Genomic DNA, 21,238 nt, shown 5'->3' on the forward strand with positions numbered 1-21,238 from the left:
AGCTGTGCGGGTGTTCCGAGTGATGTTCCACGAACCCCGAATCCCACCCAACACCGGCAACGCCATCCGCATGGTGGCGGGCACCGGTTGCGAACTGCACCTGGTGGGCCCGCTCGGATTCGACCTGTCCGAACCGAAACTCAAACGGGCCGGGCTCGACTACCACGACCTGGCTTCGGTGACCGTGCACGAGAACCTGGAGGCGGCCTGGGCTGCGGTGCAGCCGGAGCGGGTGTACGCCTTCACCGCCCACGCCACCGTGTCGTACGCCGACATCGCGTACCAGCCCGGCGACGTCCTGCTGTTCGGCCCGGAACCCACCGGACTTTCCGCGGAGGTGCTGGCCGACCCGCACGTGACGGAGCGGCTCCGCATCCCGATGCTGCCCGGCCGGCGCTCCCTGAACCTGTCCAACGCCGCCGCCGTCGTCACCTACGAGGCGTGGCGCCAGCACGGATTCAGCGGCGCGGCCCGGTAACCGCGGCGGCGCCGGCACCGAGGGCGATGTCCAGGAAGTCGCGTGCGGCGCCCTGCACCCCGCGCACCGGATCCCACACCGCGGACAGGCGGCGCGGAAGGGTCAGTCCTTCCACCTGAACGGAGGCCAGTCGCCCGTCCGTCAGATCGGCGGCAACCGCCAGGGACGACAGCACCGCCGGCGCATTGCCGGCGACGACCGCCGCCTTCACCGCCGTGCACGACGTCAACTCCAGCAACGGCGGGACACACTGCGGCACCGCGTTCTCCAGTGTGGTGCGTGTTCCGGAGCCGGACTCCCGCTGGATCATCGGCGTCGCGGCGAGTTCGGACACCGGAATCGGTGACCGGCGCACCCATTCGTGCTCCGGCGGCACCACGACCACCAGATGGTCGCGGCCGATCTCCCGCACCTGCAGTCCCGCCGGAATGTCCGGGCCCTCGACGAAACCGAGATCCGCCTCACCGGACAGCACCCGGGCGGTCACCTCCGACGAGTTCAGCAGCCGCACGTTCGTCACCACGTTCGGGTACTTGCGCCGCATCGCGACGGTCCATCCGGGGACCAGGTACTCGGCGATCGTCATGCTGGCCGCCACGGTCAGTCCGGCTTGCCGCTCGCCGCGCAGGGCCGCGACCCCGGACGCCAGTTCCTCGGCCGTGGCGAGGATGTGGCTCGCCCATTCCAGGATCAGGGCGCCCTCCGACGTGGGTCGCACCCCGCTCGCGCCGCGACTGAACACCTTGATGCCGAACTGGCGCTCGGCGGACCGCACGCGTGCACTGACGGCCTGCTGACTGAGCCCGTGTTCGCGGCCCGCCGCGCCCATGCTCCCGAGCCGCTCGACGGACAGCAGGACGTCGAGGGCACTGAGTTCGGGGACACGGGGAGACAGCGGCACAACCCAAGGCTAGTCCCACAAACGCGATTTGTGGGCATTCAACGACAACCCTTCTACCGGCCACGACGACGCCGCGGCAGGCTTCTGGTATGACCCCGAATTGGTTCGCAGCAGTGATGGGCACCGGCATCGTCGCAGTCGTCGCCGCGGCTTTTCCCGCCGGCGTTCCGGTGGCCCGCACGGTCGCCGAGATCTTCTGGCTGATCGCCGTGACGCTGCTCGCCGGGCTGACGACCGCACTCGCGCGGCACTGGATTGTTCGCCGCGACGACGCCCTCGCGGACGCCCGGAGCCACACGATGTTCCCGTTCTACGGTGCGGTGGCGATGGCCGTGCTGACCGTCGGCGCCGCCACCGGATCGGCGGGCCACGAACTGCTCGGCGGTGTCGCCGTCGCCGTCGCCGCCATTCTGTGGACGATCGGGACCGCACTCGGGCTCGTCACCTTCGCCGTCATGGCCCGCAGGCTGACCCGGCCGCACCAGGTGGCCCCGGCGCCGTCCTGGCTCATGCCCGTCGTGCCGCCCATGGTGTCGGCCGCCACCGGCTCGGCACTGGTCCGGCATCTCGCGGAGGGCGCACCGCGGATCGCGCTGCTGATGCTCTGCTACGCACTGTTCGCGCTCGCGCTGAGCGCGGCGCTGACCGTCGCCGCCGTCGTCGGGAGCCACCTGGTGCGCAACGGCCTCCCCGACCTCCCGCTCGTCCCCACGCTGTGGATTCCGCTCGGCGTCATCGGACAGTCGGTGGCGGCGATCAATCTGCTCGGCGGCGCCTCCGGCCAGACCTGGCTGCACTCGGTGGGCGTGGTCTACGGGACCACGGTCGGCGCGCTCGGTGTCGTCACCCTCGCGACCCTCGTCACTGTGACCGTCGGCGCCTTTCGGCGCGGGCTGACGTTCGCACCGAGCTGGTGGAGCTTCACCTTCCCGGTCGGCACCTGCGCGCTGGGCGCGAACTCGCTGGGCGTCGCACTGGATTCGGTCGTGGTCGTGGGCGCAGGCGTGACCCTGTGGTGCGCGCTGCTCCTGATCTGGGGCACCGTCGCCGTCAACACGCTGCGGCACGCCGCCGGACTACTCGGCGAGCGCGTCGCGCGGGACCGGGTCCCCGCCTACGGCGCCACTCGCTGACCGCGGGTCAGGCGCCCGATTCGATGGGGCGCCCGGACTGCATCCACGCGGACGTCCCGCCTGCGACCGACACGGCGTTGATTCCCCGCGCATTCAGGTATTCCGCGGCCTGCAGGCTCCGGCCACCCACCGCGCAGATCACGTAGACGACGTCGGCGTCCGGGATCTCGTCCACACGCGCGACGAACTCACTGAGCGGGATCAGCGTCACACCCGGGACCCGCGCCTGCGCGTACTCGTCGGCCTCGCGCACGTCGATGACGGGGGCACCCGACGCCAATGCACCGTCCAGGGCATTCAGGTCGACTTCGATCATGGTGTCTTCGCCTCTTCTCGTTCCGGCGCCGGGCCCGGCGGGGGGCTGGGCTGCCTGTTGGACATCCGGCGCAGACGGTACGCGCCGTACCCGACCAGTGCGATGACGGCCACGAATCCGAACCAGGGAATCAACGCTCCCACGACCACGGCGCCGCCCTTGATCGCGGACAGCAGGGCGTGCCAGCCCGCGACGACGCCCTCCCAGAAGTTGTCCGGACCGGGACTGGGTTGTGCGGCATCGGTGGCGGTGACGTCGATCGTGAGCGTCGCCAGCGCCACCTGGTCGCTCAGCGACCGCTTCTGGGCGGTCAGACTGTCGAGTTCCCCCTGACGTTCCGAGAGGGCACGCTCGGCCTCGATCAGATCCGCCGTGTTGGCCGCCGACGTGATGAGGGCCTGCAAGCGGGTGACGGACGCCGTCAAGGCGCCGATCCGGGCATCGAGGTCCTGAGACTGCATCGTCACGTCGCTCTTCGTGACGCTGACGCTGGTGACCTTGCCGAGTCGACGCAGATCGTCCAACGTCCGGGTGAGCGAGTCGGCGGGCACGCGGATGGTCAGGGAACTGCTCGCGTCCTGGTCGTCGGAGCCCGGCTGTTCGGTGAGCTGGTCGACGCGTCCGCCCAGATCGTCGACCTCGTCCACGATCTGCCTGCCGACGGCCACCGGATCGTCGGCGGTGATCGCCACCTGGCCGGTGATGATCTCCTGGCGGGCGGTGGGTGCCTGATCCTTCGCGGGTTGCTGGACTGCGCCACCGATTTCCATCCCGCTCGGGTTCCCCGTCGCGGGGGCGGGCGACGGCTGCGAGGAATCACTGCCGGAACCACTACACCCCGCTAGCGCCAGCGTGGCCACGACGATCGCCGACAAGACGTATCTCCTCATGTCCGAATGCTAGCGGTGCGCGCTCACCGGAAGTCCCTGGATTTGGCGGACACCCGCAGATCCATCAGCTGCAGCCGATCGGCCACCACCGTCACCGCCCCCTCCGCGTTCTGCACCCTGCCGCGGATCAGCAGTGCGGGTGCCGTGTTCGCGAGCTTGCGGTACTTCGCCCACAATCCCACCGAACACACCACATTGACCATCCCGGTCTCGTCCTCGAGGTTGATGAACGTGACTCCCGCCGCCGTCGCCGGGCGCTGCCGGTGGGTCACCGCCCCTCCCACCAGAACCCGGTCGCCGTCGGGGACGTCGAGCAGGTGCGCCGCCGGGATCACCCCGAGCGCGTCGAGTTGCGGGCGCAGGAACTGGGTGGGGTACGTGTCCGGGGACACCCCGGTGGCCCACACGTCGGCCGCGGCCAGTTCGAGATCGCTCATCCCCGGCAGGGTCGGCGCGCGGGTGGACGCCCCGATCCCCGGCAGCCGGTCGCGGCGCTCCCCCGCCGCGGCGCCCGCCGCCCACAACGCTTCCCGCCGGGACAACCCGAAACTGTCGAGAGCACCCGCGGTGGCCAGCGATTCGGCCTGCGCCGTGCTCAATTCCACCCGGCCGGTGAGGTCGAGGAACGACGTGTACGGCCCTCCGGCGCCGCGTGATTCGACGATCCGCTCGGCCAGCGCGGTTCCGATGTGCCGCACCTCCCCGAGCCCGAGACGCACCTCCATTCCGTCCGCCTCGACGGTGGCGTGCGCGAGACTCGCATTGACGTCCGCGCCGTGCACCTGTACCCCGTGTCTGCGGGCGTCGGCCACCAGCGACTGCGGCGAGTAGAACCCCATCGGCTGCGCCCGGAGCAGACCGGCACAGAACGCCGCCGGATGATGCAGCTTGAACCACGACGAATAGAACACGAGGGCGGCGAAACTCTGCGAATGGCTTTCGGGGAAACCGAAATTCGCGAAGGCGTACAACTTCTCGTAGATCCGGTCGGCCACGTCGCCCCCGATCCCGTGCACGTCCCGCATCCCCTGGTAGAACCGCCCCCGCAACCGTTCCATCTTCTCCGGCGACCGCTTGGACCCCATGGCCCGCCGGAGCTGGTCGGCCTCGGCCGGGCTGAAACCCGCGACGTCGACCGCCATCTGCATCAACTGCTCCTGGAACAGCGGCACACCCAGCGTCCGCTTCAGCGCCTTCTCCAGGGACGGGTGATCGTAGGTCACCGGTTCGAGCTTGTTGCGGCGGCGGATGTACGGGTGCACCGAACCGCCCTGGATCGGACCGGGGCGGATGAGCGCCACCTCCACCACCAGATCGTAGAAGTTCCGCGGTTTCAGCCTCGGCAGGGTGGCCATCTGGGCCCGCGACTCCACCTGGAACACCCCCACCGAGTCCGCCCGCTGCAGCATCTCGTAGACGGCGCTCTCCGAGAGGTCCAGTTGCGCCAGATCCACCTCGATCCCCTTGTGCTCGGCCACCAGGTCGATCATGTAGTGCAGCGCCGAGAGCATCCCGAGGCCCAGCATGTCGAACTTCACCAGACCCACTGCCGCGCAATCGTCCTTGTCCCACTGCAGAACGCTGCGGTTCTCCATGCGCGCCCACTCCACCGGGCACACGTCGGCGATCGGCCGGTCGCAGATCACCATGCCGCCCGAGTGGATGCCGAGGTGCCGCGGAAACCCTTCGATCTGGGCGGCCAGTTCGAGGACGGCCGGCGGAATGTCGGTGCCCACCTCCTTGCCGATGCCGCCCCAGCGGCTGACCTGCTTGCTCCACGCGTCCTGCTGCCCCTGCGAGAAACCCAGCGCCCGGGCCATGTCCCGCACCGAGGACTTCCCGCGGTACGTGATGACGTTCGCCACCTGCGCCGCGTACTGGCGTCCGTACTTGGCGTAGACGTGCTGGATGGCCTCCTCCCGGCGATCGGATTCGATGTCGACGTCGATGTCCGGTGGGCCGTCGCGCTCGGGTGAGAGGAATCGTTCGAACAGCAGCTTGTTGCGGACGGGATCCACGTTGGTGATGCCGATGGCGAAGCAGACGGCGGAGTTGGCCGCCGAACCCCTTCCCTGGCAGAGGATGTCGTTGTTCTTGCAGAACGACACGATGTCGTGGACCACCAGGAAGTAGCCCGGAAAGTTCAGCTCGGTGATGATGTCCAGTTCGTGCTCGATCTGCCGGTAGGCCTCCGGCCGGTCCGCCTGCGCACCGTAACGGCGTCGTGCTCCGTCCAGCGTGAGCTGCCGCAGCCAACTCGCCTCGGTGTGCCCGTCGGGTACGTCGAACGGGGGCAGTTGCGGCGCGATGAGCCGTAGGTCGAACGCGCACTCCAGGCCGAGGTCCGCGGCACCGCGCACGGCTTCCGGGTATGCGGCGAAGAGGTGTGCCATTTCCTCACCGGACCTCAGGTGCGCTCCGCCGGCAGGTGCCAGGTGCCCGGCCGTGTCGTCGAGACTCTGCCGGGCCCGGACGGCGGCCATCGCCATGGCCAGCCTTCGGCGCGGCGGCCCCGCGAAGTGTGCAGCCGTGGACGCGATCACCCGAAGCCCGTGCCGCTGTGCGAGTTCGGCGAGGCAGGCGTTGCGCTCACCGTCCTCCGCGACGCCGTGATAGGTGAGTTCCACCGTGACCCGGTCGGCCCCGAACCGGTCGATCAGTTCCCGCAGCCGTCCGGCCGCGGCGTCCGGGCCACCGTCGACCAGCGCCTGACGCACATGCCCCTTCCGGCACCCGGTCAGGATCTGCCAGTGCCCACCGGCCGCGTCGGCGAGACGGTCGAGGTCGTAACGGAGTTTGCCCTTCTCCCCTCCCGCGAGGTGTGCCGCCGCGATCTCCCGGGAGAGCCGCCGGTACCCCTCCTGGCCTCGCGCCAGCACCAGCAGATGCGCGTCGTCCAACGACAGTTCGGAGCCGAACACGGTGCGCATGTCCAGTTCCTTCGCCGCTTCCGCGAACCGGACCACACCGTAGAACCCGTCGTGGTCGGTGAGCGCGATGGCCTCGAGACCGAGCCGGACGGCCTCCTCCACCAACTCTTCCGGCGGCGAGGCGCCGTCGAGGAAACTGAACGCCGAATGCGCGTGGAGTTCGGCATACGGAACGGTGGAGTCGATGCGTTCCCGACGGCCCGCCCGGTACTCGCCCCGCTTGCGCGACCACGCGGGACTGTCGCCGCCGTCGCCCGGATACAGCGACTCCGGGGGAACTCGCCCCGGCCGGCCCGACAGGACCCGCTCCATCTCGGACCATGTCGGCGGACCGTTTCCCCAACCCATCTGGCTACACCTCTTCATGCCGCGCACATGCCGTGCCGAGACCATGGAAGATGCCGCTGGGGAAGGCGCATCGTTCGAACGGAAGTTCGAATGCTGTCAGTGTGCCATCGCATGCCGGACCGGGTCAATGCGGGACACCGGACTCACATCACGAGTGCGGCCAGTCCTCGCAACCGGTCCTCGGCAGGTCTTCTCGGGCAGCTCACGCACTTGCCCGGCCCCGGGGTCTCGTAGATCAGGCAGCACGACGCCCGCTGCGTGAACCGGCGGGACACCGCCCCGGCCCGCACGTCGACGAACCGCGGGTCGGGCATCACGACCCCCGCCCGGTGGAGTGCGTCCACCAGTTCCCGGGCGAAGACACTGCCGCGTACCCGGTCGCCGCAGGCCGCACCGGCGTCGAGGGCCCGGTTGGCGATCGAATCCGTCGTGATCGCCCACATCGCGGCCTGCCGCACTCCGGCCGCCGCGGCGAGGGCGTCGATGATCGGCGTCAGCGCCCCGGCCATCTCCGACGCCAGCACGGACAGCCCCTCGGCGACCGGCAGCGCCGACGACGCGGTCAGGCCGCCGAGGGACCCGTCGCCCCGCAGGAATGCCACGGCGTCGCCGAGCCTCGGCCGGGCGGCGAACCCCGTGAGGAGCGCGGTCGCGATCGGGATCCCGGTCAGTGACGAACTGGCCGAGTACCACCACAGGGTGCCGTCGACCCGAGGATCGCCACTACCCCACCGCCGCGCCGTGTCCGCGACCCGGTCCGCGAGCCAGCCGGGATCGGTCAGGCGGTCGGCCGGGAACGAGGAGTGGCCGGGGTCCCCGATCTGGTCGGCGATCATCGGGACGCGGCGGAGGGTCGCTTCGTAGACACGCCGCAATTGTTCATCCATCGCCCGGTCCCGGGATCTCCCTCGACAGCAGCGGACCGGTGCTCATCACCCGACCATCCTGCACGACGAGTGCGAGCCACCACCCACCGGGAACTCCTCGATCCGCACTACAGTCGGCAGTCGCACCGCCCCCTCACACCATCCGGAGTTGACGCATGACACGTTGGGCCTCGACCGTTGTTTCACGCAAATGGTGGGTCCTGACCCTCGCCGTGCTCGCCGTTCTGGTGAGCGGCGCCTGGGGCACCGGTGTCTTCGCGAAACTCAGCTCGGGTGGATTCACCGACCCCGGTAGCGAATCCGCCGAGGTGGCACGGATCGTCCAGGACAACCTCGGTCCGCAGACCCCGGACATCATCGTCATCTACACCGCACCCGACGGGAAGACCCTGGACGACCTCGGCCCCGAGGTCACCGCGAGCCTCGACCGGTTCGCGGCCGAGGTGCCGACCTATGCGGTGACGTCCTATTGGACAGCGGACGCGACGAGGAAGCAGTTGATGGTGTCGGAGGACGGCACCAAGGCGTCGGCCGCGATCACCGTCGACCCCGACGCGGGGATCACCGCCGCCACGTTCGACGACCTCCTGCCGAAGCTCGAGGTGGAGGGGATCGACACCGAGTTCGCGGGCAACTCGGTGGTGGGTGTGGCGTTCGACAACCGGCTGCAACGAGACCTGGTGCTGGCCGAGGCGATCGCGATCCCGATCACTCTCGTGTTGCTGGTCTTCATCTTCGGCGGGCTGGTGGCCGCGGCTGTTCCGGTGTTCGTCGGGCTGCTCTCGATCTTCAGCGCCCTGGCCACGCTGCGCCTGCTGACCCTGTTCACCGACGTCAGTTCGTTCGCGATCAATGTGGCTTCCCTACTCGGCATGGGGCTCGCGATCGACTACGGCCTGTTCGTCGTCGGACGTTTCCGCGAGGAACTCGAATCCGGCGCCGACGTCGCCGAGGCGACCCGGCGCACCGTCCTGACGGCGGGGCGCACCGTGCTGTTCTCCGGACTGCTTCTCGTGTGTGCGTTCTCGGGCATGCTGGTGTTTCCGCAGGACGTGATCAAATCGCTCGGATTCGGCGCGATGGCGGCGGTCGCGAGCGCGGCCCTGCTGTCCCTGACCGCGGTCCCGGCACTGCTCGCGATCCTGGGACACCGCATCAACGCGTTGAGCTGGCGCAAGGACGCGGCCCAGCGGGGTGAGCTGCGCGCCCGCAGGTTCTGGGGTTCGGTGGTCACGTGGGTGATGCGGCGACCGGTCGCCATCGCGGTCGGCATCGTCGCGGGGTTGATGGTCCTCGCCTGGCCCCTGCTCAGCGCGTCACTCGGTGAGGTCACGTACACGGCGCTGCCGGAGAACGATCCCGCCCGCATCGCCACGGACACGCTGAGCACCGAATTTCCCACCACCGGAAACGGCGCCACCCTCATCCTCCGGGGCACCGACGGCACGGCCCCGACCGCCGCCGACGGCGCCGCGGTCGCCCAGGTCGCCGGCCGGGTGGACGGCATCGGGGCGGCCACCGTCGTCGCGTCCGGCAACGAACTGGTCGCGATCCAGGTCGTCTACTCCGAGGGCGTCACCACCGACGACCAGAGCGCCGCGGTGGCGGGTCTGCGCGACCTCTCCGCGCCGGAGGGGACCGAACTTCTCGTCGGAGGCGGTCAGGCGACCGTCGACGACGGCAACGCGGCGATCGTGCACGGGATGCCGGTGATGATCGCGATCATGGTGGGTTCGACGCTGGTGTTGTTGTTCCTGGCGTTCGGGTCGGTGGTGCTGCCGATCAAGGCGGTCGCGATGGCGGGGTTGAGCCTCGCCGCCACGTTCGGTGTGCTCACGTGGATCTTCGAGCTGGGGCACGGTGCGAGTCTGCTCGGCGTCAGCCCGGCGCCCCTCGAGGCGACGTTCGTGGTGCTCATCCTCGCCGTGGTCTTCGGTCTGTCGACCGACTACGAGGTGTTCCTGATGTCGCGCATGGTCGAGGCGCACGAGGCGGGCGCGACCACGGAGGAAGCGGTGCGTTTCGGCACCGAGCGCACGGGCCGGATCGTCACGGCCGCCGCGCTGCTGCTCGTGATGGTGACCGGAGCGTTCACCGTCTCCGGCCTGTCGATCATGCGGTTTCTCGGTGTGGGCATGATCGTCGCCCTCCTCGTCGACGCAACGGTGGTCCGGATGCTTCTCGTTCCGTCCCTCGTGAAGCTGATGGGCGAGGCCAACTGGTGGGCTCCGGCATGGATGAAGAAGGTGCACGCCAAGGTGGGTCTCGGCCACTAGTGCATTATCTTACCGTGGAGTAAGTTCGGGTCATGGCCACCTACCTCGTCACCGGCGGAACCGGATTCCTGGGTCGGCACGTGCTGCCCCTGATCCTCGACCGCGATGGATCCGCCGAGATTCACGTCCTCGTCCGCCGCGCATCGGTCGCGCGACTGGAGACCCTCGTCGAGGGCATACCCGGCGGCGAGAGGGTGCATCCACTGATCGGTGACCTGACCGAGCCGGGCCTCGGCATCACCTCGGCACCCGCCGCCGACCACGTCCTGCACCTCGGCGCGATCTACGACCTCACGGTGGGCGACGAGCAGGCCGCCACCAATGTCGACGGCACCCGCTCGGTGATCGAACTGGCCCGGCAACTGGACGCCACACTTCACCACGTCTCGTCGATCGCCGTCGCCGGTGACCACGAAGGACCGTTCCGGGAAACCGATTTCGACCTCGGACAGGGTTTCCCGACCCCGTATCACCGCACCAAGTTCGAGGCCGAGAAACTGGTCCGTGAGGCCGAGGGCGTGCGCCGGCGCATCTACCGGCCCTCCGCGGTGGTCGGCAGTTCGGTCACCGGAGAGATGGACAAGATCGACGGTCCGTACTATCTGTTCCCCGCCATCGCGGCGTTCGCGAAACTCCCCGCGGCCCTGCCCGTGGCGGTCCCCCGGATCGGATCGACCAACGTCGTCCCCGTCGACTACGTGGCGGCGGCCATCGTGGAGTTGATGTCGGCGCCCGGACGGGACGGCCAGACGTTCCATCTCGTGAATCCGCGACCCCAGCCGGTCCGCGAGATCTACGCCGCGCTCGCGAAGGCCGCCGGCGCACCGCACCCCGCAGCCGGCCTCCCCGGCGGACTCGTCCGCCCCTTCCTCACTCCCACCCCCGACTCGGCCCTCGACGCGGCCCGCAAGCTCGTTCTCGGCGGCCTCGGCATTCCGCCGGTCCTCGTCGAGAACATGACCCTGCCCACGGTGTTCGTGAACGACGACACCCGGGAAGCGCTGCGCGGCACAGGCATCGACGTCCCGGATTTCGCGTCGTACGCCGGCCGCCTGTGGTCGTACTGGCGCGAGAACCTCGACCCCGACCGTGCGCGCCGGCCCCACCCGGCCGGACCGCTCGTGGGCAGGCACGTCGTGATCACCGGCGCATCGTCCGGGATCGGCCGCAGCTCGGCGATCGCGACGGCCCGCAAGGGCGCGAGGGTGATTCTCCTCGCCCGGCGCACCGAGGAACTCGACGCAGTGGTGGCCGAGATCCGCACCGCGGGCGGCGAGGCCTTCGGATACCCCTGCGACATCACCGACGACGAGTCGGTGGAACACACCGTCAAAGCCGTTCTCGCCGAACACGATCACGTCGACATGCTGGTCAACAACGCCGGACGGTCGATCCGGCGGGGTCTCTACCACTCGACGGACCGGTTCCACGACTTCGAGCGGACCATGGCCGTCAACTACTTCGGCGCGGTCCGACTCGTCCTCGCGTTCCTCCCGCAGATGCGCGAACGGCGGTTCGGGCACATCGTCAACATCAGCAGCGCCGGGGTCCAGGGTGCGACACCGCGGTTCGCCGCCTACATCGCGAGCAAGTCGGCGCTCGACGGCTTCACCGATGTCGCGGCGTCCGAAACCCTGTCGGACGGAATCACCTTCACCACCATCCACATGCCGTTGGTGGAGACACCGATGATCGCACCCACCGGCCGGTACAACGTGGGTCCGATCACGTCACCGGAGAAGGCGGCCGCGATGGTGGTCCGGGCGCTGATCGAACGCCCCAAGCGCATCGACGTCCCCACCGGCACGCTCGGGGAACTCGGCCACGTCTTCGCACCCGCCGTCAAGGACCGCGTGATGCATCAGATGTACCGCATGTTCCCCGACTCACCGGCGGCGAAAGGCGAGAGCACGGCGGACGCGGCACCGGTTCCCCGGCACGCGCCGGAATCCCGGCACCACACGTCGTCGGTGCTGGGCCGCGCCGCCCGGAAGGTCGGACGGCTGGTGCCCGGCACCCACTGGTGACCCGTCTCAGGGGGCGAGCGCGCGGATCCCGGTGGCGACGACCGGTCGTACCGGTTTCGGCGCCGCCCTGCAACTCGCCGGCCGGGGCGGCAGTTCCCGTTCCTCCACCTCGACGGCCCAGCGGCGTCCGTCACGGTGGGTGACGATCGAATTCGCGTGCACCGCCAGATCGTCCGCGGCTGCGTCCACGAGTTCGCGGACGGCGAGTTCCGCGACCTGACCCGGCACGTCCCAGCAACTGCGGCCGCGGAGCCCGGTCGGGTACACCTCGCCACGGGCCGCGGCGCGCACCGCCTCGGCGCTCTGCCGCACCGACAGCCGGCCGTACGTATAACCCGTCGGCAGCAGGATCTGCGACGGCGCGAAACGGTGCCCACCGGTGTGCGAGCACTCCCACACGGCGTCGCCGAATTCCTCGGCCAATGCCGCCGCGACCGGACGTCCGAGGACGGCGCAGCACTGATCCCGTTTTCCGTGCGCGCACACGAGCACGACGGGGTCCGTCACCGGCGCCCCCAGACCGGGCGCGGTCCCGGCGATCAGACCGAGGTCCAGATCGAGGAGATCCTCCGGGAACGCGATCTCGAGCCGCTCGCACCACGACCGCGCGGGATGCGACTGCGCCAGCAGCACCGTGCGCCGCTCCGGGGACGCGGCGCCGCGGCCCGGTCGGCGAATGAACATGATCCGCACCCCGGCCGCATCCGCGCGGGCGCCGAGTTCCCGGGCGAGGTCCGAGCCGAGCGCCGTGCCGTCGAGCACGTCCCGGCCCCACGCACCCGGAAATTCCAGGCACACCCATCCGGTGACCTGCGCAGCGGTCCCTGCGAGGGGTTCGTCGAATGCGGACAGCGCGGAGCAGGTGGCGGTGATCGTGTCGGGCACGATGCCATTGTGTCAGTCGCGAAAATCGGTCAGTCGTGGAACTTCCGGCGTTCCGCCAACTGCTGGACGAACTTCTCGATGCGACGGGCCCGCGTCTCCGGACGTTTCGCGTCCTGCAGTCGGTAGAAGATGGCGTACCGGTTGTGGCTGTCGAGCGTCGCGTAGAAGGCCTCCGCCTCGGGGTTCTGCGCGAGGGCGTCCAGGAAGTCCTGCGGGATCTCCGCTGCTTTCTGTCCCGCGTACGCGCGGTCCCAGCGACCGTCTGCCCTCGCCCGTTCCACTTCCGCCGCCCCGGCGGGTTCGAGGAGACCGGCCTCGGCGAGTTTCTCGGCGAACTCCCGGTTCCGCTTCGACCACGGGCTCCGCGACGAGCGCGGGGTGAACCGCTGCACGAAGAAGTCGTCGTCGACGCGGCGGACCTGGCTGTCGATCCAGCCGTAACACAGCGCGACCTCGAGCGCCTGGTCGTAGTCGATCGACGAATGCGCCGACCCCTTCTTGGCCATCTTCAGCCAGATGCCGGGTGAGGAGTCGTGATGGGCGCCGAGCCACTGCCGGAACTGGGCCTGACCGGTGAAGTACTCGACGCCGAGTTCGGCTGCACACATGTGCCCGAATCTAGCGGGAGAACAGCTTTCCCGCCCAGACTCGCACGAATCCCTGGGACAGATATCCGAGTGCGCCGAGGGCCAGGAGCCATTTGGTGACGCTGACCGCGCTGGTAGCCCGGACGGTCGCGTCGGTGATGTGCTCGCGGTGCGACAACAGGTGCAGTCCGACGATGTTCTCGGCGTAGTCGCCCACCGCCGAGATCACCGGCGCCGCCGCCAGCGCCCTCTGCGTGCGCGTCGACAACGGTGTCAACTCGGCCAGACGCTGTGCGCCCGTGCGCAACGCGACCGCGTAGATCACCGGATGGACGAAGTCCGGGTAGTAGTGGCTGCGGTAACGCGCCGTCTCGGCGTCGGTCATTCCGTCGAGGATCGCGGTGTAGGACCGGGCGGACCGGGCCGTCTGGATCTCGGCGAGCCGCGGTGCCACCGGGCCGAGCAGCCGGACGATATTCGCCTGCGAGATCACGAAAGCTGCGGACCAGCCGAGGAGTCTGCGGTCGAGTGCGGTGAGCGCCATGAGCCGATCCTGCCACCCGCCACCGCGGCGCGTTCCTCAGCCCGCGGCCTCGGACATCGCCTGGGCATCCTCCTCGCCGAACTTCTCCTCGAGCGCCTCGGGCGAGTAATCCAAATCGATCTCCTCGACCGGGCGTCCCCGCGCGGACTCGATAGCCCCCAACCTGCGCTGCGCCCGATCCGCCGCGTAGGCGATGAATTCCTGGTCGTCGAGGCCGTACGGCTGCACCTCGAATTGCTTGTTGACCCAGTCGATCATGCCCAGTGCCATCGGCATCAGTTCCGCCATCCGCTCCTGGACGACACCCCAGTTGCCGTCGTCGGCGGCCACGTGCCTGCGACACGTGAACGTCCCCCACGCCATGTGGCGCCGTTCGTCGTCGCCGATCCTGCGGACGAGTTCCTGCATGCCCGGCAGGATCCCCCGCGTCGTACACACCTTCTGCCACGCGTAGTACCCGGTGAGCGCGAGGCTCCCCTCGATGACGTGGTTGTACGTGACGCTCGCCCGCACCTGATTGGCCGGGCTGGGATCGGTCTCGAGCACCTTCAGCGCACCCGGCAGTTCCTCGTAGAACAACTGACGGTAGAACGGGTTGTCGGCGACGAAGGGGTGCAGGTCGCGGGTCAGGCCCACCGCATCCATCCACAACCGGAACACCTGGGTGTGCTTGGCCTCCTCGAAACAGAACTGCGTGAGATACATCTCGTCTCCGAAGCGGCCCTCGGCAGCCATCGCCTTCATGAACGGCTGAATGTCCTCGGTGACAGCTTCCTCACCGGCGATGAACTGCGCGACCAGATACGTGGAGTTGCGCTGCTGCTCCGAGTTCAACTCCGCCCAGTCCTCCGCGTCGCGACCGAAGTCGAGGTCGGTGGGGTTCCAGAACTTGGCATTGCCCTTCGTGAACAGACGCAACGGAAACGCGTCCCAGTTGAGTCCCCCGGCGCGGAGTGAGCTGAATCCCTGCCGGCCGGGCGCGTACGGGCGTCCGGGCGTGAGTGTCGACATCGTGGGCCTTCTTCCGGACGTGCGGACGACGTTGTCTCGACGCCCCGCATTTTCGGGTGTTCGTCGCGACGGTGCGGTCGGTCCGAGTCCCGCTTCCGTTCCCACGCTAGTCCTGTCGGGACCGTCGCGGTTTACATTTTGGGACTTTTTGTCAGCCCGGCTCGGGCGTCATCAGGAACGGCAGGACCGCCGCCGCGAACTCGTCGTACCGGTCGCGGTGAATGCTGTGCCCGCCGGGAAACACCACCACCCGGCATCTCGGAATCGCCGCGACCGCGGACTCGAGCCTGCGGGGATCCACCATTCCGCCCGGGCCGCCCCGCAGGATGAGCGTGTCGGCCTCGATGTCCGGCAATCGGTCCCACCACAACGGATCCGGGCGGCGGAACTGTTCGATCGCGGAACCCGTCATCGACCGATCGAAGGCGAACGCGGCCCGCGGATGACGGATCAGGCTCGTCGCCGCGTGCCACAGTTCCGGCAGCGACGGCAGCCGGTTCGCGAAGACCTGCTCCGGGTCACCGGGCCGCAGCGGGAGCGGCGCCTCCTCGATCACCAGCCTGCGGACCAGCCCCGGGCGGGCCTGCGCCGCGAGCGACGCGGCATGACCGCCGAGCGAATGCCCGACGAGATCCACCCGCGTCAGCCCGAGGTTGTCGCACACCTCCACCACATCGGCACTGAACTCGTCGAAAAGGTACGACGCGGCCCGCGCACTCCGACCGTGTCCCCGCAGGTCGAGCACGAGGACCCGGCGCCCACGGGCGACGAGCGCGCGGGCGAATCGATCCCAGGTGCCGCCGTCACCGCCCATCCCGTGCACCAGAACCACCGGCACCGTCCCCGGTTCCGAGAATCCACCGCTGTCCCGGTAGGCGATCTCGATACCGGCACGCGTCGGGGTCGTCCTGCTCGTGTCCACGACAATCCAGACTAGCGAGTACGGACACCCCGGCCGCGGGCTACCGGCCCGACCCGTACGGGCGGGTGATGATCTCCAGATAATGACCCGACGGGTCGAGGAAGTAGACACCCCGCCCGCCGTCGTTCGTGTTGATGGTGCCCGGCAGCGTCTGCCGCGGATCCGCCCAGTGGTCGAGCCCCCAGTCGACGATGAGGCCGTAGATCCGGTCGAAGTCGTCCTCCCCGACGAGGAGGCGTAGTGCTGCGGCGGGAAGTCGATCGGCGGCTCCGCGAAGTCGAGGGACACCCCGTTGTCGAGGGCGACCGCCAGGAAATGCCCGGCAGGCACGGCGGCCGGCAGTCCGAACAAGGTGGTGAAGAAAGTCGCCGACTCCTGCTTGTTCTTGGCGGCGACGATCGTGTGGTTGAAAGAAATGGTCACAGTCGACCCTTTCGGGATATGCCACGAGCCGACGATGCGGCTGTGGCCGGCCTCCATGCCTGACGCTGTCCGCCACCGGCACGCGACCCACTGCACAGCAAAGCATTTCGAACGGTCGGTTCGCAAGGGATGTCGGTGATTGCCAGTGTCACTCGTAGATTCCCTCCACCGACCAACGGCCCGCCGTGCAGATCACCAGCAGCGCCCGCGACTCCTCCAGCAGCACCTGGGCCCGGGCCGCCGTCCGGGCCGCCGGAGGGTCCCACCACCGCTCGTCCACAGGCCACGGTCCGGCCCATCCGCACACCGCCCACTCTCGACTCCCCCACCGCAACCGGGCAGGAGGCGCGCTGAACACACCCCGTTCCGTGACCGTCACGGCCATACCCCGCTCGTCCGACATCCACACCTCCGGATGGGCGGTCAGCACCGCCGCAGGCGCCGGTTCCGGCAGCGTGCCCGGCCACGGCTCCGACGGATCGTTGCGAGGGATCAACTCGTCGCCCAACGGCAGCAACGTGATGCGCTCCGCCGGGCCCCGCCCACCGCTGAGGACCCCCACCTGCACGGCTTCCCCGCCGAGCAGCCCCTGCACCCGCACCAGAGCCCGCCGGGCTCGCTCGTCCTGATCGCCGACCCCACCCCACAGCCCCAGCTGCAGGGCGCCGGCCGCCACCACTTCCACCGGTTCGAGCCGCAGGACGGCGATACCGGCGGTGGGTCGCTTCTCGCTGCGCCCGGTCAGCCATCCGTCCAGCTGCCACCGCACCCGGTCGGCCGTGGCCTCCGGGGTCAACGGTTCCGCGCACCTCCAGATCCGGGACAGCTGCTCACCGTTGCCGGTGCTCGCCGAGATCGACAGCCGGGTGCAGGCCACTGCGGCGTCCGACAGCGTGCGATGAAGCTTCTCCGCCAGCGCTCGCCCTGCGAAGGCGGCGGCGTCGACCCGTTCGATCACGGGATCGCAGTGCTCCTCGACCTCCAGGTCGGGAGGCAGCGACCGGCCCGACGGGGGACGCTCCGGCTCACCGCGTGCGGCCCGATGCGCCAGCACCGCATCGGTTCCGAACCGCGACGCCACATCGCCCGCCGACAGTGCGGCGAAACTGCCGATCGTGCGCAGCCCGAGCCGGTGCAGCAGATCGACCAGCTCACCGCGATGGGGCGCCGCGAGGCTCGGCTCGGCGGCCAACTCCCTCATCGGCAGCGGCGCCAGGAAGGCCGCCCCCTCCCCGGCCGGCACGAGAGTTGCTCTGCGCGCGGCGATCACGGCCGTGGACAGCTGATCGGCGATACCGACCTGGCACTCCACCCCCACCGCCGACACCTGATCCACCAACCGTTCCGCGGCGGCTTCCTCCGAACCGAAGTACCGGGCGACGCCGCGTGCGGACAGCACCACGAGACCGGGACGCAGCACCTCGACACCGGGTGCCACCGCGTCGACGGCCGAGGCGACCGGCTCGAACAGCCGCGCGTCGCGGTCGGGATCGGCTGTCACCACGTGCAACCGGGGGCACCGGGCCTGGGACTCGCGGCGGCGCAGACCTCTGCGCACCCCGTCCGCGCGGGCCGGCGCCGAGCAGGCGATCACCCGATTGCCCGACGTCACCGCCACCGGATGAGTCGGGGGGAGGTCCGCGGACGCGGCCGCCGCAACCGCGGGCCAGTCCGGACACCACAGCGCCAGCACCCGGCTCACAGGCCCACCACCTCCGCTCCCTCGGGGACGGAACCGGTCTCGAGGGGCGCCACCGGTTCCGGCGTGCTCACCCACTCCACCCGCCCCTGCGTCGACCGCACGTCCAGCCGGGTGGTGCGCGGCTGGAACGACCTCCCCCGGGCGCACACCGCCAGGCTGAGGGAACGCAATCGTCCGCATCCGCGGTCCTGAGATCCGTTGCCCAGTCCCGCATATCCGTGCACCCGGGCTTCCAGTCTCATCTCCGCGCCGTCCCAGTGCCCGTCCGTGACGACCAGGGTCGACCCCTTGCTCCGGGCCCGGGCCACCACCGCACGCGCCCGGGACGGCGCCACCGATGCCCCGCCCAGTCCGAGCACCACCAGGTCCATTCCGTCCAGCAGCACCGCGGCGATCTCCACCGGATCGGCGCCCGGGTCGGGGATCAGGGCCAGCCGTTCCAGTTGCGCGCCCATCTCGACCGCTGCCAGCACCCCGAGCCGGGGATGCCCGATCACCGCGACGTGGCCCCCGTCCGCGGTCACCGATGCCACCAGCCCCAGCAGGAGCGAGGTGGCACCCGACACCGACACCACCGAACCGCGCACCAGCCCTCCCCGGGGAAGGAGATCGGCCAGCGCAGCCGGAACCGGGAGAACCCCGGCGGTGTGGGAATCGGGAACCGCGGGGGCACCCGTCGGGGGACGCGCACTCTCCACCGGGGCGCGGCCCGCCACCGACTCCCCGCGCGCGGGGACTGCGGCCATCCGTCGCCGGAGAAGGTCCAGACGCTCCTGCCGGGACAGCCCGGACAACTCCGCAGACCCCGGCACCCCGGCCACTTCAGCCAACTCGACACCCCTGACACTCGGCACCAACAGCGGTCGGCAACCACGGGGAAGACGCGGCTCGAACAGACGCTTTGTTCGAACGTATTTTCGAACCCGTTTCAGTAAAGCCGGTCGGTGGTGGCCCGTCAAGTGGACCCCGAACGGCCAGGTCAGGACCGTCGCGCATCCCGTGTCCGCGCAATCCTCTAACCTGAACGCGTGATGGAGCAGGAGCAGAGCGAGAGGGGCATCGGACCCGAATACCTGGTGGCCGGACGGTACCGACTGCGGTCCAAACTGGGCGGCGGCGGAATGGGCGCGGTGTGGCTCGCGCGGGACACCCTGCTGCACCGCGACGTCGCCATCAAACAGGTCACCACGACCGCCGGACTCGACCCCGACGAGGCCCGGCGCGTCCGCGAACGCACCATGCGGGAAGGGCGCAACGCCGCCAAACTCGCCCACAGTCATTCCATCGCGATGTACGACGTGGCACTCGAGGCCGGTGAACCCTGGCTGGTCATGGAGTACCTGCCGTCGCGCAGTCTCGCCCAGGCGATGAACATCGCCGACACCCTGCCCCCTCTGGAGGTCGCTCAGATCGGCGCGCAGGTGGCCGACGCGCTCACCGCCGCACACGCCGCCGGGATCGTGCACCGGGACATCAAGCCGGGCAACATCCTCGTCGCCGACCGCGGCCGGGAACTCGGCACGGTGAAGATCAGCGACTTCGGAATCGCCCGCGCCAAAGGCGATTCCGCCGACACCACGAACGGGGTCATCACCGGCACACCGGCGTACTTCTCCCCCGAGGTCGCCCGAGGCCAGGATCCCACCGAGGCCAGCGACGTCTTCTCGCTCGGTTCCACGCTGTACACCGTCGTCGAGGGCCAGCCGCCGTTCGGGATCGACTCGGATTCCATCGCACTCCTGCACCGGGTCGCGAAGGCCGAGATCTACCGCCCGAGCAAGGCCGGACCGCTCACCGACACGCTGCTGCACCTACTCGAACCCGACCCGGCGCGTCGTCCGACGATGGCCGAGGCCCGCGACGCGCTGGCCCGGGTGGCCATGGCTGGCGACGGCAACGTCGCGCACCTCGTCGGCTCGCCGGTCTATTCCGCGGACGGCACCATCCCGGCGTGGGCGCACCGCTCGACGCCGCTGCCCGATTCACGGCGGCGGACCAAGCTGGTGAGTTCCACCCAGGCCGGTCTGCCCGCGGTGCATCAGAGCACCCCGTTGAAGAACGTGCCCCGCCCGCTCGGCCGGCTGCAGTGGCCCCCGCGCCCCGCGAAACCCGCTCCGGGTGCGCCGGCCCCGACGGTCCGCGACCAGGTGGTGGCGTGGGCGCCGATCGCGATGGGTGTCATGGTCGCGATCCTGATCCTGGCCGTACTGGTGGCCGTGATCGTCCTTCTCGCGCAGCCCTGAGAACCGTCGACCTCAGTCGATCCGCCGGCGGTGCGCCCACCGGGTGAGCGCATTCCGGTTGGACTGCTGCGTCTTCCGCAGCACGTTCGAGGCATGGGTTTCGACGGTCTTCACCGAAATCACCAATTCCTCGGCGATCTCGCGGTACGTGTAACCCCGGGCGAGCAGCCGCAGCACTTCCAGCTCCCGCGGCGTCAGCGAATCGAGCTCCGGATCCAATTGCGGCTCAGGCGCATTGGACCGTCCGGTGAAGGAGTCCAGCACGAAGCCCGCCAGTCTCGGGCTGAACACGGCGTCACCGCCGGCCACCCGGCGTACGCCGTCGGCCAGTTCCACTCCCGAGATCGTCTTGGTGACGTACCCCCGGGCGCCCGCGCGGATGACGGCGATCACGTCCTCGGCGGCGTCGGACACACTCAACGCCAGGCACACCGGACCCGACTCGATGCCCCGCAGCACCGCGACGCCGCCGCCGTCGGGCATGTGAACGTCGAGCAGCACCACGTGCGGTGAGGTGGCGTTGATTCCGGCCACCGCCTCCGCGACGCCGCCCGCCTCGCCCACCACCTCCATGTCCGCCTCCCTGCCGAGCTCGGCGCGGACACCGGAGCGGAACACGGCATGATCGTCGACGAGAAAGACACGGTACGGGGGCGTTTCAGGCAAAGTCACTGCGGCTGGTCCTCGCGTGGGCGGTAGTGTCACCCCACTCTAGAGGCTGTCGCACGATTCCCC

General features: G+C 69.7%; 18 protein-coding genes and 1 pseudogene. 5 read left to right on the forward strand and 14 right to left on the reverse strand.

Annotation, left to right across the window (positions count from 1 at the left end; all coding sequences use genetic code 11):
• The first annotated feature begins 10 nt into the window (after nt 1-10).
• On the forward strand, nt 11-478 hold the full coding sequence (locus tag H0B43_RS05595; protein ID WP_185728939.1) for a tRNA (cytidine(34)-2'-O)-methyltransferase: 468 nt from the start codon (nt 11-13) through the stop codon (nt 476-478).
• Here the strand turns inward: H0B43_RS05595 and H0B43_RS05600 are convergent.
• Complete coding sequence (locus H0B43_RS05600) at nt 459-1,379, reverse strand: LysR family transcriptional regulator (protein ID WP_185728938.1); 921 nt, start codon at nt 1,377-1,379, stop codon at nt 459-461. The genes H0B43_RS05595 and H0B43_RS05600 overlap by 20 nt on opposite strands.
• 89 nt (nt 1,380-1,468) lie before the next feature.
• Here H0B43_RS05600 and H0B43_RS05605 point away from each other — a divergent pair, with 89 nt between their 5' ends.
• On the forward strand, nt 1,469-2,512 hold the full coding sequence (locus H0B43_RS05605; RefSeq protein ID WP_185728937.1) for a TDT family transporter: 1,044 nt from the start codon (nt 1,469-1,471) through the stop codon (nt 2,510-2,512).
• A gap of 7 nt (nt 2,513-2,519) precedes the next feature.
• On the opposite strand, the gene H0B43_RS05610 is transcribed toward H0B43_RS05605, so the two are convergent.
• From H0B43_RS05610 to H0B43_RS05625, 4 genes are all read right to left on the reverse strand, one after another.
• Nucleotides 2,520-2,828: a rhodanese-like domain-containing protein gene (locus H0B43_RS05610; RefSeq protein WP_087558399.1), complete on the reverse strand. Its 309-nt coding sequence runs from the start codon at nt 2,826-2,828 to the stop codon at nt 2,520-2,522.
• Complete coding sequence (locus tag H0B43_RS05615) at nt 2,825-3,718, reverse strand: DUF4349 domain-containing protein (protein WP_185728936.1); 894 nt, start codon at nt 3,716-3,718, stop codon at nt 2,825-2,827. Before H0B43_RS05615 ends, H0B43_RS05610 begins: the two co-directional genes overlap by 4 nt.
• A gap of 23 nt (nt 3,719-3,741) precedes the next feature.
• Complete coding sequence (locus tag H0B43_RS05620) at nt 3,742-6,996, reverse strand: error-prone DNA polymerase (protein WP_185728935.1); 3,255 nt, start codon at nt 6,994-6,996, stop codon at nt 3,742-3,744.
• A 143-nt stretch (nt 6,997-7,139) separates the two neighbouring features.
• Nucleotides 7,140-7,883: a (2Fe-2S)-binding protein gene (locus tag H0B43_RS05625; protein WP_185728934.1), complete on the reverse strand. Its 744-nt coding sequence runs from the start codon at nt 7,881-7,883 to the stop codon at nt 7,140-7,142.
• A gap of 155 nt (nt 7,884-8,038) precedes the next feature.
• Between H0B43_RS05625 and H0B43_RS05630 the strand changes: the two genes are divergently transcribed.
• Nucleotides 8,039-10,159: an MMPL family transporter gene (locus H0B43_RS05630; protein WP_185728933.1), complete on the forward strand. Its 2,121-nt coding sequence runs from the start codon at nt 8,039-8,041 to the stop codon at nt 10,157-10,159.
• 32 nt (nt 10,160-10,191) lie between these two features.
• Nucleotides 10,192-12,186 carry an SDR family oxidoreductase gene (locus H0B43_RS05635; protein ID WP_185728932.1) on the forward strand — a complete coding sequence of 665 codons (1,995 nt, stop codon included), beginning with the start codon at nt 10,192-10,194 and terminating at the stop codon, nt 12,184-12,186.
• 6 nt (nt 12,187-12,192) lie between these two features.
• On the opposite strand, the gene H0B43_RS05640 is transcribed toward H0B43_RS05635, so the two are convergent.
• From H0B43_RS05640 to H0B43_RS05675, 8 genes and pseudogenes are all read right to left on the reverse strand, one after another.
• Nucleotides 12,193-13,071: a sucrase ferredoxin gene (locus H0B43_RS05640; protein ID WP_185728931.1), complete on the reverse strand. Its 879-nt coding sequence runs from the start codon at nt 13,069-13,071 to the stop codon at nt 12,193-12,195.
• 29 nt (nt 13,072-13,100) lie between these two features.
• Nucleotides 13,101-13,679 (reverse strand): YdeI family protein, encoded by a 579-nt coding sequence (locus tag H0B43_RS05645; protein ID WP_185728930.1) that lies wholly within the window; start codon nt 13,677-13,679, stop codon nt 13,101-13,103.
• Between the two features lie 10 nt (nt 13,680-13,689).
• The gene (locus tag H0B43_RS05650) at nt 13,690-14,202 is read right to left on the reverse strand and encodes a hypothetical protein (RefSeq protein ID WP_185728929.1); all 513 of its coding nucleotides are present in this window, start codon (nt 14,200-14,202) and stop codon (nt 13,690-13,692) included.
• Nucleotides 14,203-14,238: 36 nt separating this feature from the next.
• Nucleotides 14,239-15,213: a R2-like ligand-binding oxidase gene (locus H0B43_RS05655; RefSeq protein ID WP_185728928.1), complete on the reverse strand. Its 975-nt coding sequence runs from the start codon at nt 15,211-15,213 to the stop codon at nt 14,239-14,241.
• Between the two features lie 151 nt (nt 15,214-15,364).
• The gene (locus H0B43_RS05660) at nt 15,365-16,135 is read right to left on the reverse strand and encodes an alpha/beta fold hydrolase (protein WP_185728927.1); all 771 of its coding nucleotides are present in this window, start codon (nt 16,133-16,135) and stop codon (nt 15,365-15,367) included.
• A gap of 40 nt (nt 16,136-16,175) precedes the next feature.
• Nucleotides 16,176-16,558, reverse strand: a pseudogene (locus H0B43_RS05665) (VOC family protein).
• Between the two features lie 148 nt (nt 16,559-16,706).
• Nucleotides 16,707-18,260, reverse strand: a complete 1,554-nt coding sequence (locus H0B43_RS05670; protein ID WP_185728926.1) for a DNA polymerase Y family protein — start codon at nt 18,258-18,260, stop codon at nt 16,707-16,709.
• On the reverse strand, nt 18,257-19,117 hold the full coding sequence (locus H0B43_RS05675) for a hypothetical protein (RefSeq protein WP_185728925.1): 861 nt from the start codon (nt 19,115-19,117) through the stop codon (nt 18,257-18,259). The genes H0B43_RS05670 and H0B43_RS05675 overlap by 4 nt, the downstream gene beginning before the upstream one ends.
• Before the next feature lie 174 nt (nt 19,118-19,291).
• Here H0B43_RS05675 and H0B43_RS05680 point away from each other — a divergent pair, with 174 nt between their 5' ends.
• A complete protein-coding gene (locus tag H0B43_RS05680; protein ID WP_185730087.1) occupies nt 19,292-20,503 on the forward strand; it encodes a serine/threonine-protein kinase in 1,212 nt (403 codons plus the stop codon).
• Between the two features lie 12 nt (nt 20,504-20,515).
• Here H0B43_RS05680 and H0B43_RS05685 read toward each other — a convergent pair whose 3' ends face one another.
• Nucleotides 20,516-21,175, reverse strand: a complete 660-nt coding sequence (locus H0B43_RS05685; protein WP_185728924.1) for a response regulator transcription factor — start codon at nt 21,173-21,175, stop codon at nt 20,516-20,518.
• Between the last annotated feature and the right edge of the window lie 63 nt (nt 21,176-21,238).

The sequence above is a fragment of the Rhodococcus sp. 4CII genome, assembly GCF_014256275.1.
GTDB classification, from domain to species: domain Bacteria; phylum Actinomycetota; class Actinomycetes; order Mycobacteriales; family Mycobacteriaceae; genus Rhodococcus_F; species Rhodococcus_F wratislaviensis_A.

Coding starts and splice junctions, on each gene's coding strand:
- H0B43_RS05635 (WP_185728932.1), top strand. CDS start 10,192: ATGGCCACCTACCTCGTCACCGGCGGAACCGGATTCCTGGGTCGGCAC.
- H0B43_RS05655 (WP_185728928.1), bottom strand. CDS start 15,213: ATGTCGACACTCACGCCCGGACGCCCGTACGCGCCCGGCCGGCAGGGA.
- H0B43_RS05610 (WP_087558399.1), bottom strand. CDS start 2,828: ATGATCGAAGTCGACCTGAATGCCCTGGACGGTGCATTGGCGTCGGGT.
- H0B43_RS05650 (WP_185728929.1), bottom strand. CDS start 14,202: ATGGCGCTCACCGCACTCGACCGCAGACTCCTCGGCTGGTCCGCAGCT.
- H0B43_RS05680 (WP_185730087.1), top strand. CDS start 19,292: ATGGAGCAGGAGCAGAGCGAGAGGGGCATCGGACCCGAATACCTGGTG.
- H0B43_RS05615 (WP_185728936.1), bottom strand. CDS start 3,718: ATGAGGAGATACGTCTTGTCGGCGATCGTCGTGGCCACGCTGGCGCTA.
- H0B43_RS05630 (WP_185728933.1), top strand. CDS start 8,039: ATGACACGTTGGGCCTCGACCGTTGTTTCACGCAAATGGTGGGTCCTG.
- H0B43_RS05625 (WP_185728934.1), bottom strand. CDS start 7,883: ATGGATGAACAATTGCGGCGTGTCTACGAAGCGACCCTCCGCCGCGTC.
- H0B43_RS05645 (WP_185728930.1), bottom strand. CDS start 13,679: ATGTGTGCAGCCGAACTCGGCGTCGAGTACTTCACCGGTCAGGCCCAG.
- H0B43_RS05620 (WP_185728935.1), bottom strand. CDS start 6,996: ATGGGTTGGGGAAACGGTCCGCCGACATGGTCCGAGATGGAGCGGGTC.
- H0B43_RS05605 (WP_185728937.1), top strand. CDS start 1,469: ATGACCCCGAATTGGTTCGCAGCAGTGATGGGCACCGGCATCGTCGCA.